We start from the raw sequence: 12,251 nt of genomic DNA on the forward strand, positions 1-12,251 counted from the left end.
GCCGGTCCCCCGAAAGCCGTCGTTCCGACCTGCTGCACAGTCTGGCACCCGGCACTGACAACGCCCCATGCCCGCACGGTCGTTGCAGGTCAGCGGCTCGGTGGCTCAGCGGAAGGTGTCGCAGCGGGCCATGTCCCCGGTCCGGTAGCCCTGGTAGAACCACGCCTGCCGCTGCTGCGCCGACCCGTGCGTCCAGGTCTCGGGGGTCACCCGCCCCTGGAACCGCTCCTGGATCCGGTCGTCGCCCACGGCCGCCGCCGCGTCCAGGCCGTCCCGGATGTCGGCGTTGGTCAGACTGGTGATCAGCGGCCGGCCGGTCGACTCGTCCTTCGTGGTCGTCGCGTGCCGCGCCCACACCCCCGCGTAGCAGTCGGCCTGGAGCTCCACCCGCACCGCGTTGCTGTTCACCCCGGTCATGTTGTCCTGCGACCGGCTCAACGTGCCCATCAGGTCCTGCACATGGTGCCCGTACTCGTGCGCCACGACGTACGCCTGGGCGAACGGCCCGCCGCTCGCCCCGAACTTGGACCGCAGCTCGTCGAAGAAGCCGAGGTCCAGATAGACCTTCCGGTCGCGCGGGCAGTAGAACGGGCCCACCGCCGAGGTCGCCGTCCCGCACGCGGTGGCGACCCGCCCGGTGAAGAAGACCGTGGGGGCGGCGGTGTAGGTGCCCCGGCGGTCCCGGAACTCCTGCCTCCAGAAGTCCTGCACGCTGTTGACCACCGCCACGATCCGGCAGTCCTCCTTGGTGTTCGCGTCCTGTCCGGTGCGGCAGCTCTGCTGCACCTGCGCCAGTGAGGAGGAGGCGGGCGCGGGCGAGCTGTCACCGGAGGAGAGGCCCAGCTGGTCCGGGCCGACACCGAAGAAGAGGCCGAGCAGCAGCGCGATCAGACCGGCCAGGCCGCCGCCGATGGTCGCCTTCCCGCCCGGGACCCGCCTGCCGCGCACGTCCTGGACCTCGGAGGTGTCCAGGTTCGCGTCGTCGTCGAACTGCATGGGGCACCGCCTCCTGCTCGCACCGCTCCGTCCCCCGGATGCCGCTGCACCCCTCCGCATCCACCTTGCGCCATCCGCGCCGGCACTTCGCGTCGGTGGCCGGACCGACCCCCGATCGGGCGACGTCCCGCCCGGCCGCCGCGTCACGCCCGGCCCCGCCTCGCGGGCGTGGCTACGCTCTGCGCCTGATCCATGGGACACGGGCACCCGACCGGGCGCCGAAGGGGGGAAACGGTGGCCGTTCTGCCGTACGGGAGGACCGCGCCACCCGAAGCGGAGAACCCTCCGGACGAAGCGGCCCGCTCCCCGGCCCACTCCCGGGTGCACTCCCCGGCGCGGCCTCCGGCGCATCACCCGGCGAACCCACCGTCCGCCCCCGCGTCGGCGCACGCCACCCGAACACGCCCCCTCGGCCCGCTCCGAACGCGCACCCTCGGCCCGCTCCGCAAGCGCCCCCACGGCCCACTCCGCCCCCACCGCCCCCTGGCCGTCGTCGCCGCCCTCCTCGTCATGACCGCCCTGCTGGCCGTCGCCCACGCGATCCGCCCCGCCCCCTACGGCGACCACCTCACCCCCGGCACCCCCGGCCCGCCCGCGCACACCGCACGCGCGCGTGCGGACGTCGTCGAGGCCTACGAGGGGCGGAGCCTGCGGTGGCGCTATGCGCGCGTGGGCCACCGGCCGCTCAGCGTGCTGCCCGCGCGGGGGCACGCGATCGCCCTCTGGGACGACGGGCTCGTCACCGACACCGACGGCCGCGCCGTGCGCTGGCACCGCGCCCTGCCCGCCGCCACCGGCTGGCTCCGGCGCCAGGGCGGCACCGGCGTCCTGCGCCCCCTGGGCCGGGGCATCCTCGCCGTCGTCACCCCGTCGCGCATCGCCGCCTACCGCACCGCCGACGGCGACCTGCGCTGGCTGCTGCCCGCCCGCGCGGGCTGCGCGTTCCACCCGGAGCGTGCCGTTCGTCACGGCACCGCCCTGCTCGTCGCCCAGCCCTGCCGGCACGGCGCCTGGACCGCGCAGCTCGTCGCCGTCGACGACCTGGGCGGGATCGCCCCGCACCGCGCACCGCTGGGCAACGACCGCCCCGGCGCCGGCCGCCCCGAACACGCGCGCACCGAAAAAGCGCTTGCGCCGCCCCGTTAGACTTGGCCCATGGCCATTCTCCTCGCGCATTAGACGGCGGGAACGTCCTCAGCCGCCCACCCGTCACTCTCCGTACGCTCTGGAGTCTGTCCGTGATCTCCGCCTCCGGTATCGAGCTGCGCGCCGGTGCCCGCATCCTCATCGAGAACGCCACGTTCCGTGTCGCCAAGGGCGACCGCATCGGGCTGGTCGGCCGCAACGGCGCCGGCAAGACCACCCTCACCAAGGTGCTGGCCGGTGACGGCATCCCCGCCTCGGGCACCGTCACCCGCTCCGGCGAGGTCGGCTACCTCCCGCAGGACCCCCGCACCGGCGACCTCGACGTCCTCGCCCGCGACCGCGTCCTGTCCGCGCGCGGCCTCGACGTACTGATCCGCAAGATGCGCGAGAACGAGCAGCGCATCGCCAACGGCCAGGGCGCCACCCGCGAGAAGGCGATGAGGCAGTACGAGCGCCAGGAGACGGAGTTCCTCACCAAGGGCGGGTACGCCGCCGAGGCCGAGGCCGCCACCATCGCCGCCGCGCTCAACCTGCCGGACCGGGTGCTCGGCCAGCCGCTGCACACGCTCTCCGGCGGTCAGCGCCGCCGTATCGAGCTGGCCCGGATCCTGTTCTCCGACGCGGACACGCTCCTGCTCGACGAGCCGACCAACCACCTCGACGCGGACTCGATCGTCTGGCTGCGCGACTACCTGAAGACCTACCGCGGCGGCTTCATCGTGATCTCCCACGACGTCGACCTGGTCGAGACGGTCGTCAACAAGGTCTTCTACCTGGACGCCAACCGCGCCCAGATCGACGTCTACAACATGGGCTGGAAGCTCTACCAGCAGCAGCGCGAGGCCGACGAGAAGCGCCGCAAGCGCGAGCGCGCCAACGCCGAGAAGAAGGCCGCCGCGCTGCACTCGCAGGCGGACAAGATGCGGGCGAAGGCCACCAAGACGGTCGCCGCGCAGAACATGGCCCGCCGCGCGGACAAGCTGCTGGCCGGCCTGGACGCCGTCCGGGTCTCCGACAAGGTCGCCAAGCTCCGCTTCCCGGAGCCCTCGCCCTGCGGCAAGACCCCGCTGACCGCCGAGGGCCTGTCGAAGTCCTACGGCTCACTGGAGATCTTCACCGACGTCGACCTGGCCATCGACAAGGGCTCCCGGGTCGTCATCCTCGGCCTCAACGGCGCCGGCAAGACCACCCTGCTGCGCCTGCTCGGCGGCGTGGAGCAGCCCGACACCGGCGAGGTCATCGAGGGCCACGGCCTCAAGCTGGGCTACTACGCCCAGGAGCACGAGACCCTGGACCCGGGCCGCACGGTCCTGGAGAACATGCGCTCGGCCGCCCCCGACATGGACCTCGTCGAGGTCCGCAAGGTGCTGGGCTCGTTCCTGTTCTCCGGCGACGACGTCGACAAGCCGGCCGGGGTCCTCTCCGGCGGCGAGAAGACCCGTCTGGCCCTCGCCACCCTGGTCGTCTCCTCCGCGAACGTCCTGCTCCTCGACGAGCCGACCAACAACCTCGACCCCGCCAGCCGCGAGGAGATCCTCGGCGCCCTGCGCACGTACAAGGGCGCGGTCGTCCTCGTCACCCACGACGAGGGCGCGGTCGAGGCGCTCCAGCCCGAGCGGATCATCCTGCTGCCCGACGGTGTCGAGGACCTGTGGGGCGCCGACTACGCGGACCTCGTCGCCCTCGCCTGAGAACACGTGGAACGCGTGTGTCGCCGTCGTTTGATCGAATGCCTGATCCACTGGCTATGGATCATTCGGCCTATCGGTGATCCATCATCTGTGTGAGATCTCCTCGTATCGAGGTGTGTCCTACATCGATTTCGCGGCCGATCCCATTGTCGACAAGGGGTCGGCCGCTCGTCGTGCCTGACCTGGTACTTCACGAATGAACCCGTTCGGCCGTGTGGACAACTCTCACCGGAATCACAGATTCCGCTTGTGGGGATGTGCTCCTGTCGTCACAACGATGTCTCACGGACCTTGCCGAATGGGTGGCCATCACGCCCCGGAGGGGTGATCATGAGGGGACCAGAGCGCACTTCCCATGAGGAGGCACGGGTGGCCGAGACTCTGAAGAAGGGCAGCCGGGTAACCGGCGCCGCGCGCGACAAGCTCGCGGCAGACCTGAAGAAGAAGTACGACTCCGGTGCGAGCATTCGGGCACTGGCCGAGGAAACCGGCCGCTCGTATGGCTTCGTCCACCGGATGCTCAGTGAGTCGGGTGTCACGCTGCGTGGGCGTGGCGGGGCGACGCGGGGCAAGAAAGCCGCGTCCTGACCCCGGGCGGCCCATCGGCTTCGATGGTGGCCACCCGGTCGGTCGGGTGATCGACCGGGTGGTTACTGTGCAGTCACTTAGCATGCCGTACGGCAATGCGTGATGACCGCACACATCGGAGGCGCCCCATGGCTTCGCCCGACCAGGACCTCACTCCTGTTCTCGACAAGGACGGCGTACGGCTCACCGTCGACGACGCGCTCGCCACGGTGACGCTGACCAACCCGGCCAAGCGCAACGCCCAGAGCCCCGCACTGTGGCGGGCGTTGGCCGAGGCCGGGCGGTCACTGCCGGGGTCGGTCCGGGTCGTCGTGCTGCGCGGCGAGGGCCAGTCCTTCTCCGCGGGCCTCGACCGGCAGATGTTCACGCCGGAAGGGATCCCGGGCGAGCCGACCTTCATCGAGCTCGCGCACCGCGACGACGCCGAACTCGACGCGACCATCGCCGAATACCAGGAGGCGTTCACCTGGTGGCGGCGCAACGACATCGTGTCGATCGCCGCCGTGCAGGGACACGCCATCGGGGCCGGTTTCCAGCTTGCCCTCGGCTGTGACCTGCGCGTTGTCGCGGACGACGTGCAGTTCGCCATGCGCGAGACCAGCCTGGGGCTGGTGCCGGACCTGACCGGTACGCATCCGCTGGTCTCCCTGGTGGGCTATGCCCGCGCGCTGGAGATCTGCGCGACCGGACGGTACGTCCTGGCCGAGGAGGCGGTGGCCTCCGGGCTGGCGAGCGTGGCCGTACCGGTGGGCGAACTCGACGCGGCGGTGCGGGACCTGGCCGGGGCGCTGTTGGCTGCGCCGCGGGATGCCGTGGTGGAGACGAAGGCGTTGCTGCGCGGTGCCGGGGGTCGTACGTATGACGAGCAGCGGGCTGCCGAGCGGCAGGCGCAGGCTCGGCGGCTGCGGGACCTCGCGGGGGTGGGGGAGTAGTTCGCTGCGGGTGAGTGGGGGTTGAGCGTGCCCACGCGGCGGAGCCGCACATCCAATGCGGCCCCGCGCCCCTGACGGGGCCGCTTCAGCCGATGCTTGTGACAAGCACAGCCACGGTCGGCTGATCGTCCAACGCCTCGCCGACCGTCGTACGGACCTGCCGGGCCACCTCCACGGCCCGCCGGCCGTCGCTCACCGCCACCTCCACCCGGATGTGGCGGCGCGGCAGGGCGGCGTCGAAGTGGATCTCGCGGCTCAGGGCGCCCGTGACCCGGTCCACTCCCGGCACCGTGAGCGCCGCCGCCGTGACCCTGGCCCCGTCGGGGTCGGCCCCCTCACGGACCGACGGTGGCCGAGACGGACGTACGACCGCCGGTTCCGCCGTGTCCTCGTCCAGCAGGTCGGTCACGCGCAGGTCCACTTCGGTCACCGTCAGCCCGAGGCGGTCCGTGGCCGCTGCCAGGGCCCGGCGCAGTGCGGCCGCCGTCGCCGGCAGGGGCTCCGCGGCGGTCGCCGCGAAGTCCGCCGTCAGCCGCAGCGGGCCCGGTGGGACGGCGCCGGGCGGTGGGGGTACGGCGGGTTCCCGGACGTCGGCCGGATCCGCCGGCGCGATCCGGAGCGCGCCCAGGCGTACGCCCGGCACCTCGGCCGCCGCCCGTCGCAGCACTCCGTCGGCCGCCGCCTCCGCGAGCCAGGCCCCGTCGTGCGGGCCGCCCAGCGGGAGCAGTCTGCCGAAGCCCAGGGGGTGCCGTACCGCCTCTGCCCATCGGTCCGCCGTCATTCCTCCAGCCTGCCGCATCACCGGGGCATGACGGGGCATCCGCACTTACCGTGGTCGCAGGACGACGACCGGAAGGGACGCGCGGCGATGAGCGAGACGGCGGCCGAGGCCGAGAAGGACCCCACGGTGACCACCCGCAAGACGACCAGACGGGGCGGCGGCGATCCGGCCACCCGGGGGCGTACGACGATCGCCGACGGCGTCGTGGAGAAGATCGCCGGACTGGCGGCGCGGGACGTGGTCGGCGTGCACGCGATGGGCAGCGGACTGGCCCGCACCTTCGGAGTGGTGCGCGACCGGGTGCCCGGCGGCTCGAAGTCCGTGACCCGCGGGGTGAAGGCGGAGGTCGGCGAGGTGCAGACCGCGCTCGACCTGGAGATCGTCGTGGACTACGGCGTGTCGATCTCCGATGTCGCCCGCGCGGTACGGGAGAACGTGATCGCCGCCGTGGAGCGCATGACCGGACTCGAAGTGGTCGAGGTCAACATCGCGGTGAGTGATGTGAAGCTTCCGGAGGAAGAGGAAGAAGAGCCGGAGTCCCGGCTCCAGTGACCGGTGAGGGGAGCGCACCATGAGCACCGCCGTGGTCGGCATGATCGCCGGCATGGCGCTGGGCTTCGCCGGGTACTTCGGCGGATTCGGCGCCTTCCTGCTGGTGGCCGCGTTGGGGGCGGTCGGGTTCGTCGTCGGCCGGTTCGCGGAGGGGGACATCGAACTCGGTGACTTCTTCCGCACCCGCGACGACCGGCGTGACCGTCGGCGATGACCTCCGCGAGCGGTGAGACACAGAGCGCCCCGGCGGCCGTGCCGCCCGGCGAGCGCGGCGCCCTGCGGATCGCCGACCGGGTGGTGGCCAAGGTCGCCTCCCAGGCGGCCCGCGAGGCCCTCGGCGGCCTCCCGAAGGACGCCGTGCCCCCGCACGCCACGGTCGTCGTCCACCACGAGGCGGTCCGGGTCCGCGTCCATCTCGAACTGGACTATCCGTCCGACATCGGCGCCCGGTGCGCGGCCGTGCGTCGGCATGTGGTCGAGCGGGTAGGCGCGTTGGTGGACATGGAGGTCCCGGAGGTCGCCGTCCACGTGGAACGGCTGCATCCGGCCCGGACCCAGGGGAGGGCGTGATGAGCACCGAGCAGACACAGGTCGTCGAGAAACCGCCGGCCGAGACCGCACCCCCGGCCGGACGCGAGGCCCGCTTCTGGTCCCCGCGCCGCGCCCCGGCGGCCGTGGTGGCCGTGCTCGCCCTCGTGACCGCGGGCGCCTTCCTGTACGACATCGCGGCCGTACGCGCCCACCACCCCGCCATGCACTGGCGCCGCGCACTGGCCCGCCAACTCGCCGACCGGCCCCTTGACGACACCTGGGTGCTGGCCGGCGCGGGCGTCGCCGCCGCCCTCGGCCTGTGGCTGCTGATCCTGGCCGCCACCCCCGGCCTGCGCCACCTGCTGCCCATGCGCCGCACCCACCCCGACGTCCGCGCCGGCCTGCGCCGCGACGCGGCCGCGATGGTGCTGCGCGACCGGGCCATGGAGATCTCCGGCGTCCGGCGGGTCCGGGTCCGGCTGCACCGCTCCCGGGCCCACGTTCTCGCCATCTCCCACTTCCGGGAACTCGACGAGGTACGGGCCGACCTGGACACGGCCCTCAACGACGCGATCCGCGGCCTGGGCCTCGCCCACCCGCCCAAACTGACCCTGCTGGTGCTGCGACCCGGCCGGAAGAGGTGACGTCATGCTCGGTGCGGTCAACCGCGTACTGGTCGGACTGGCGGGCCTGCTGCTCCTCGCCCTGGGCGGCTCGGTGCTGGCCGTCGGCCTCGGCGCCCCGCCGCCGTCCTGGTGGATCCACACCGGCCGCCACGACGTCCTGCTCAGCACCGCCGAGCGCACCCACTGGCGGGACGCGGGCTGGTGGTGGCCGACGGTCCTCGCCGCGCTGGCCGTGCTGGTCCTGCTCTCCCTGTGGTGGCTGACCGCCCAACTGCGCCGCCGCCGGCTGCCCGAGGTCCTGGTCGACACCGGAGACGGCGAGAGCGCACTCCTGCGCGGCCGGGCCCTGGAGACGGTCCTCGCGACGGACGCGGCCCACCAGGAGGGCGTGGCCCACGCCCAGGCGGTCCTCCGGGGGAAGCGCACGGCCCCCGAGGTCCGGGTCTGGCTCCAACTGGACCCGGACGTCTCCCCGTCCATGGCCCTGAACGACCTGACGGCCCAGGCCCTCGCACACGCCCGAGACTCAGCGGCCCTGAAGAAACTCCCCGCAGAAGTCCGACTGACATCGGTCAAACACCGCGCGGAAAGGGTCACTTGAAAACCCCGTCAAGAAGAAGCGCCCCGTCAGGGGCGCGGGGAACTGCGCGACCAGCCCCCACAACCCGCACCCGACGAACAACCGTCAGAACCCGTGCCTCATCCCCCCATCGACAGGAACCATGATCCCCGTCAGATAAGAAGCCCCCGGAGACATCAGGAACGCGGCCACCCGCCCGAACTCCTCCGCCGTCCCGTACCGCCGCAACGGAATCCTCGACTCGTGCTCCGCCCGCGTCGCCGCCGGATCCGCCGACATCCCGTCCAGCTCGCGCACGCGATCCGTGTCGATCCGGGACGGCAGCACCCCCACCACCCGGATCCCGCGCGGCCCCAGCTCGTCCGCCAGCGACTTGGCGAACCCGGCGAGACCCGGCCGCAGCCCGTTGGAGATCGTCAGCCCGGGAATCGGCTCGTACACGGACGCGGACAGCACGAACCCGATGACACCCCCGTCGGTCAGTTCGGCCGCGGCCGCCCGGGCCAGTCGTACGGCCCCGAGGAACACCGACTCGAAGGCGCTCCGCCACTGCTCGTCCGTGTTGTCGGCGACGAACCCGGCCGGAGGCCCGCCCACGCTCACCAGGATGCCGTCGAAGCCGCCGAAGTGGTCCCGCGCGACCGCGATCAGCCGCGCCGGCGCGTCCGGGTCCGCGTTGTCGACGGCGACGCCGACCGCGTTCGGGCCCAGTTCGGCGGCGGCCTCCGCGGCCCGCTTCTCGTCCCGTCCGGTCACCACGACCTTCGCCCCGTCGGCGACCAGCTCCCGCGCGGTCGCGTTGCCCAGCCCGCGGGTCGCTCCGGTGACGACGTACACCCGGTCCTTCAGTCCAAGATCCATGGCCCCTATCCTGCCTGGTCGCTCCCGAACAGCGTGAGGGCGGTGTTCACCAGCCCGATGTGGCTGAACGCCTGCGGGAAGTTGCCCAGCTGGCGTTCGAGCCCCGCGTCGTACTCCTCGGCGAGCAGCCCCACGTCGTTGACCAGCCCCACCAGCCGTTCGAACAGTTCCTTCGCCTCGTCGGTGCGGCCCGTCATGTGCAGGGCGTCGGCGAGCCAGAACGAGCAGGCCAGGAAGGCGCCCTCGCCGCCCGGCATCCCGTCGACGCCGACCGCGTCGGTGTCGTAGCGGCGCACGAAACCGTCGTGGCCGAGGTCGTCGCGGATCGCGTCCACCGTGCCGATCACCCGGGGGTCGTCCGGCGGCAGGAAGCCCAGGCGCGGGATCAGCAGCAGCGAGGCGTCCAGCTCGCGCGAGCCGTAGTACTGCGTGAAGGTGTTGCGCTTCGGGTCGTACCCCTTCTCGCAGACCTCCCGGTGCACCTCGTCGCGGAGCGCCCGCCAGCCCTCCAGCTCGCCCTTGAGTTCCGCGTGCTCCTCCAGGGTCTGTACCGCGCGGTCGGCGGCCACCCACACCAGCACCTTGGAGTGCACGAAGTGGCGGCGGCCGCCGCGCACCTCCCACAGCCCTTCGTCCGGCTGTCGCCAGCTCTTCTCCAGGAACTTCATCAGCGCGCACTGGATGGCCCACATGTGCGGCTTGGTGGGCAGTCCCGCGGTGCGGCCCAGCGACAGCGAGTCCATGACCTCGCCGTACACGTCCAGCTGGAGCTGGTCGACGGCGCCGTTGCCGACGCGTACGGGCGCCGATCCGGCGAACCCGGGGAGCCAGGGCAGTTCGAACTCGGGCAGCCGGCGTTCGCCCGCGAGCCCGTACATGATCTGCAGGTCCGCCGGGTCGCCGGCGACCGCGCGCACCAGCCAGTCGCGCCAGGCCTCGGCCTCCTTGTGGTAGCCGGCGGAGAGCAGCGCGCCGAGGGTGAGGGTGGAGTCGCGCAGCCAGCAGAAGCGGTAGTCCCAGTTGCGCACCCCGCCCAGCTCCTCGGGCAGCGAGCTGGTGGCGGCCGCCACGATGCCGCCGGTCGGCCGGTAGGTGAGCGCCTTCAGGGTGATCAGGGAGCGCACGACCGCGTCCCGGTAGGGGCCGTCGTAGGTGCAGCGGGCGGTCCAGCGCCGCCAGTCGGTGACGCTGGCGCGCAGCGCCTCGTACGGGTCCACGAGCGGCGGCCGGGGCTCGTGCGAGGGGTGCCAGGTGAGCACGAACGCGACCCGCTCGCCCTCCGCGACGGTGAACTCTGAGTGCGTGCCGAAGTCCTCGCCCCAGGTCCGTACGGACGGCTCGCTGCGCAGCCACACCGCGTCGGGTCCGGCCACGGCGACCCGGTGGCCGCCCGAGCGGCGCATCCACGGGATGACCGAGCCGTAGTCGAAGCGGAGCCGGAGCGTGCTCTGCACGGTGACCCGGCCGCTGACGCCCTCGATGATGCGTACGACGTCGGGGGCGCGGTCGCGCTGGGGCATCAGGTCGGTCACCCGGACCGTGCCCTCGGCGGTCTCCCACTCGGTGTCCAGGACCAGGGTGTCGGGCCGGTAGGCGCGGCGGGTGCAGACGGTGGCGCCCTGCGGGGCGATCCGCCAGTGGCCGTGGTCCTCGTCGCCCAGGAGCCGGGCGAAGGAGGCGGCCGAGTCGAAGCGGGGCAGGCACAGCCAGTCGATGGAGCCGTCCCGGCCGACCAGGGCCGCGGTCTGCTCGTCGCCGATGAGGGCGTAGTCCTCGATGCGTCGGTCCACGGGAGCCGGTTTCCCGTCCGGCCGGGGGGCCAATCAGGGGGTGGGCCGGGGGAGTGACACGGGACCGCGCTCAGACGGCGGCGGGTTCCGCCTCCTCGGCCGTCTCCCGCTCGGCCGCCGCCTCCGCACGCGTGCGTGCCTCGCGGCGGGCCAGGACGAAGAAGCCGTACGGGACGCCCGCGGCGAACAGCCACCACTGGATCATGTACGCGTAGTTCAGCGGGGCGTCTTCCTTGCCCGGGTCGGAGATCTGCTCCGGGGTGTCGCCCTTGGGTTCGGGCGCGGTCTGCTGGATGTAGCCGCCGAGCACCTGCTTGCCGAGCCGGCGCGCCTGTTCCGCGCTGTTGATCAGCATGATCTGACGGTCGGGCAGGCCCTTGATGTCCTTGATGCCGCTCGCCGCGGTGGTCTCGTCGGGCATCAGCCGGCCCTGGATGGTGACCTGGCCGGCCGGCGGCGCCGGGATCTTGGGGAACGCGGTCTGGCTGGGGCCGTCCGAGGGGATCCAGCCCCGGTTGACCAGCAGCACCCTGCCGTCGGCCAGGACGAACGGGGTGAGGACGTGGTAGCCGACCTCGTCGTCGTCATTGGTACGGCGGCGGACGACGACCTCGTCGGCGGTGTCGAAGGTGCCGGTCGCGGTGACGGTGTGGTACCGCTCCTTGCGGGTCACCGCGTGCCCCGGCCCGGTCACCTGCTCCACCGGCACCGGCTTGGCGTGCAGCGCCTCGGCCACCAACTGGTTGCGGGCGCTGCGCTCCTCGTACCGGTGCTTCTGCCAGATCCCCAGCCGGATCATCGTGGGGATGAGAAGCAGCGAGATCAGGGTGAGGATCACCCACTGCCGGGTCAACAGGAAGCGGTACACCCCACGACCGTACAACTCGGTCGCGGGGCGCGATCGGGCGGGTACCGGGTCACACGCGGTCGACGATGCCCGCCTTCCCGGCCTCGCGGGCGCAGTGGGCGCCGCAGAACCACTGGTTCTCGGCCTCCACGCCCTGGCCGATGATCGAGACCCTGCAGTGCTCGCAGACCGGGGCCATGCGGTGGATCGCACAGGAGAAGCAGTCGAAGACATGGACCGCGCCCTGCGCGTGCACCTCGAAGGTCATTCCGTAGTCATTGCCGCATACTTCGCATTTCGCCATGCGCCACAGGGTGGGCGGTCGTCCTC

Annotated in this window: 15 protein-coding genes; 9 read left to right on the top strand and 6 right to left on the bottom strand. The window is 72.4% G+C overall.

The genetic code is table 11. From position 1 onward, the window contains the following. Positions 1-105 precede the first annotated feature (105 nt). The gene (locus tag ACGFZS_RS06005; protein WP_393794043.1) at positions 106-996 is read right to left on the bottom strand and encodes a neutral zinc metallopeptidase; all 891 of its coding nucleotides are present in this window, start codon (positions 994-996) and stop codon (positions 106-108) included. Between the two features lie 510 nt (positions 997-1,506). Between ACGFZS_RS06005 and ACGFZS_RS06010 the strand changes: the two genes are divergently transcribed. The 4 genes from ACGFZS_RS06010 to ACGFZS_RS06025 all read left to right on the top strand — a co-directional run bounded on the left by ACGFZS_RS06010 (position 1,507) and on the right by ACGFZS_RS06025 (position 5,353). Beyond that, on the top strand, positions 1,507-2,142 hold the full coding sequence (locus tag ACGFZS_RS06010; RefSeq protein ID WP_393794044.1) for a hypothetical protein: 636 nt from the start codon (positions 1,507-1,509) through the stop codon (positions 2,140-2,142). A gap of 92 nt (positions 2,143-2,234) precedes the next feature. Then, positions 2,235-3,833: an ABC-F family ATP-binding cassette domain-containing protein gene (locus ACGFZS_RS06015; RefSeq protein ID WP_393794045.1), complete on the top strand. Its 1,599-nt coding sequence runs from the start codon at positions 2,235-2,237 to the stop codon at positions 3,831-3,833. Positions 3,834-4,202: 369 nt separating this feature from the next. Beyond that, the gene (locus ACGFZS_RS06020; protein ID WP_046727957.1) at positions 4,203-4,421 is read left to right on the top strand and encodes a helix-turn-helix domain-containing protein; all 219 of its coding nucleotides are present in this window, start codon (positions 4,203-4,205) and stop codon (positions 4,419-4,421) included. Positions 4,422-4,549: 128 nt separating this feature from the next. Next, positions 4,550-5,353 carry an enoyl-CoA hydratase/isomerase family protein gene (locus ACGFZS_RS06025; protein WP_355716030.1) on the top strand — a complete coding sequence of 268 codons (804 nt, stop codon included), beginning with the start codon at positions 4,550-4,552 and terminating at the stop codon, positions 5,351-5,353. Positions 5,354-5,438: 85 nt separating this feature from the next. On the opposite strand, the gene ACGFZS_RS06030 is transcribed toward ACGFZS_RS06025, so the two are convergent. Next, entirely contained in the window at positions 5,439-6,134 is a 696-nt protein-coding gene (locus tag ACGFZS_RS06030) for a nucleopolyhedrovirus P10 family protein (protein WP_393794046.1), read from the bottom strand. Between the two features lie 87 nt (positions 6,135-6,221). Between ACGFZS_RS06030 and ACGFZS_RS06035 the strand changes: the two genes are divergently transcribed. The 5 genes from ACGFZS_RS06035 to amaP are packed head-to-tail and all read left to right on the top strand — an operon-like array spanning position 6,222 to position 8,444. After that, entirely contained in the window at positions 6,222-6,686 is a 465-nt protein-coding gene (locus tag ACGFZS_RS06035) for an Asp23/Gls24 family envelope stress response protein (RefSeq protein ID WP_355716036.1), read from the top strand. A gap of 19 nt (positions 6,687-6,705) precedes the next feature. Beyond that, complete coding sequence (locus ACGFZS_RS06040) at positions 6,706-6,900, top strand: hypothetical protein (protein WP_355716039.1); 195 nt, start codon at positions 6,706-6,708, stop codon at positions 6,898-6,900. After that, positions 6,897-7,256: an Asp23/Gls24 family envelope stress response protein gene (locus ACGFZS_RS06045; protein WP_393794047.1), complete on the top strand. Its 360-nt coding sequence runs from the start codon at positions 6,897-6,899 to the stop codon at positions 7,254-7,256. The genes ACGFZS_RS06040 and ACGFZS_RS06045 overlap by 4 nt, the downstream gene beginning before the upstream one ends. Further along, positions 7,256-7,861: a DUF6286 domain-containing protein gene (locus tag ACGFZS_RS06050; protein ID WP_393794048.1), complete on the top strand. Its 606-nt coding sequence runs from the start codon at positions 7,256-7,258 to the stop codon at positions 7,859-7,861. The genes ACGFZS_RS06045 and ACGFZS_RS06050 overlap by 1 nt, the downstream gene beginning before the upstream one ends. A gap of 4 nt (positions 7,862-7,865) precedes the next feature. Continuing rightward, the gene (gene amaP / locus ACGFZS_RS06055; protein WP_393794049.1) at positions 7,866-8,444 is read left to right on the top strand and encodes an alkaline shock response membrane anchor protein AmaP; all 579 of its coding nucleotides are present in this window, start codon (positions 7,866-7,868) and stop codon (positions 8,442-8,444) included. 84 nt (positions 8,445-8,528) lie between these two features. On the opposite strand, the gene ACGFZS_RS06060 is transcribed toward amaP, so the two are convergent. From ACGFZS_RS06060 to ACGFZS_RS06075, 4 genes are all read right to left on the bottom strand, one after another. Further along, entirely contained in the window at positions 8,529-9,284 is a 756-nt protein-coding gene (locus tag ACGFZS_RS06060) for an SDR family oxidoreductase (protein ID WP_393794050.1), read from the bottom strand. Positions 9,285-9,289: 5 nt separating this feature from the next. Continuing rightward, positions 9,290-11,074: a glycoside hydrolase family 15 protein gene (locus ACGFZS_RS06065; RefSeq protein WP_393794051.1), complete on the bottom strand. Its 1,785-nt coding sequence runs from the start codon at positions 11,072-11,074 to the stop codon at positions 9,290-9,292. Positions 11,075-11,144: 70 nt separating this feature from the next. Continuing rightward, positions 11,145-11,942 carry an SURF1 family protein gene (locus tag ACGFZS_RS06070; protein WP_393794052.1) on the bottom strand — a complete coding sequence of 266 codons (798 nt, stop codon included), beginning with the start codon at positions 11,940-11,942 and terminating at the stop codon, positions 11,145-11,147. A 49-nt stretch (positions 11,943-11,991) separates the two neighbouring features. Next, entirely contained in the window at positions 11,992-12,225 is a 234-nt protein-coding gene (locus ACGFZS_RS06075; RefSeq protein WP_393794053.1) for a hypothetical protein, read from the bottom strand. Between the last annotated feature and the right edge of the window lie 26 nt (positions 12,226-12,251).

Origin of the sequence: Streptomyces sp. NPDC048288 (assembly GCF_043201555.1) — a bacterium.
GTDB lineage: Bacteria > Actinomycetota > Actinomycetes > Streptomycetales > Streptomycetaceae > Streptomyces.

Bases quoted from the DNA above. Each gene is read 5' to 3' on its own strand.
- ACGFZS_RS06040 (WP_355716039.1), top strand. From the start codon at position 6,706: ATGAGCACCGCCGTGGTCGGCATGATCGCCGGCATGGCGCTGGGCTTC.
- ACGFZS_RS06060 (WP_393794050.1), bottom strand. From the start codon at position 9,284: ATGGATCTTGGACTGAAGGACCGGGTGTACGTCGTCACCGGAGCGACC.
- amaP (WP_393794049.1), top strand. From the start codon at position 7,866: ATGCTCGGTGCGGTCAACCGCGTACTGGTCGGACTGGCGGGCCTGCTG.
- ACGFZS_RS06035 (WP_355716036.1), top strand. From the start codon at position 6,222: ATGAGCGAGACGGCGGCCGAGGCCGAGAAGGACCCCACGGTGACCACC.
- ACGFZS_RS06075 (WP_393794053.1), bottom strand. From the start codon at position 12,225: ATGGCGAAATGCGAAGTATGCGGCAATGACTACGGAATGACCTTCGAG.
- ACGFZS_RS06045 (WP_393794047.1), top strand. From the start codon at position 6,897: ATGACCTCCGCGAGCGGTGAGACACAGAGCGCCCCGGCGGCCGTGCCG.
- ACGFZS_RS06050 (WP_393794048.1), top strand. From the start codon at position 7,256: ATGAGCACCGAGCAGACACAGGTCGTCGAGAAACCGCCGGCCGAGACC.
- ACGFZS_RS06025 (WP_355716030.1), top strand. From the start codon at position 4,550: ATGGCTTCGCCCGACCAGGACCTCACTCCTGTTCTCGACAAGGACGGC.
- ACGFZS_RS06005 (WP_393794043.1), bottom strand. From the start codon at position 996: ATGCAGTTCGACGACGACGCGAACCTGGACACCTCCGAGGTCCAGGAC.
- ACGFZS_RS06030 (WP_393794046.1), bottom strand. From the start codon at position 6,134: ATGACGGCGGACCGATGGGCAGAGGCGGTACGGCACCCCCTGGGCTTC.
- ACGFZS_RS06010 (WP_393794044.1), top strand. From the start codon at position 1,507: ATGACCGCCCTGCTGGCCGTCGCCCACGCGATCCGCCCCGCCCCCTAC.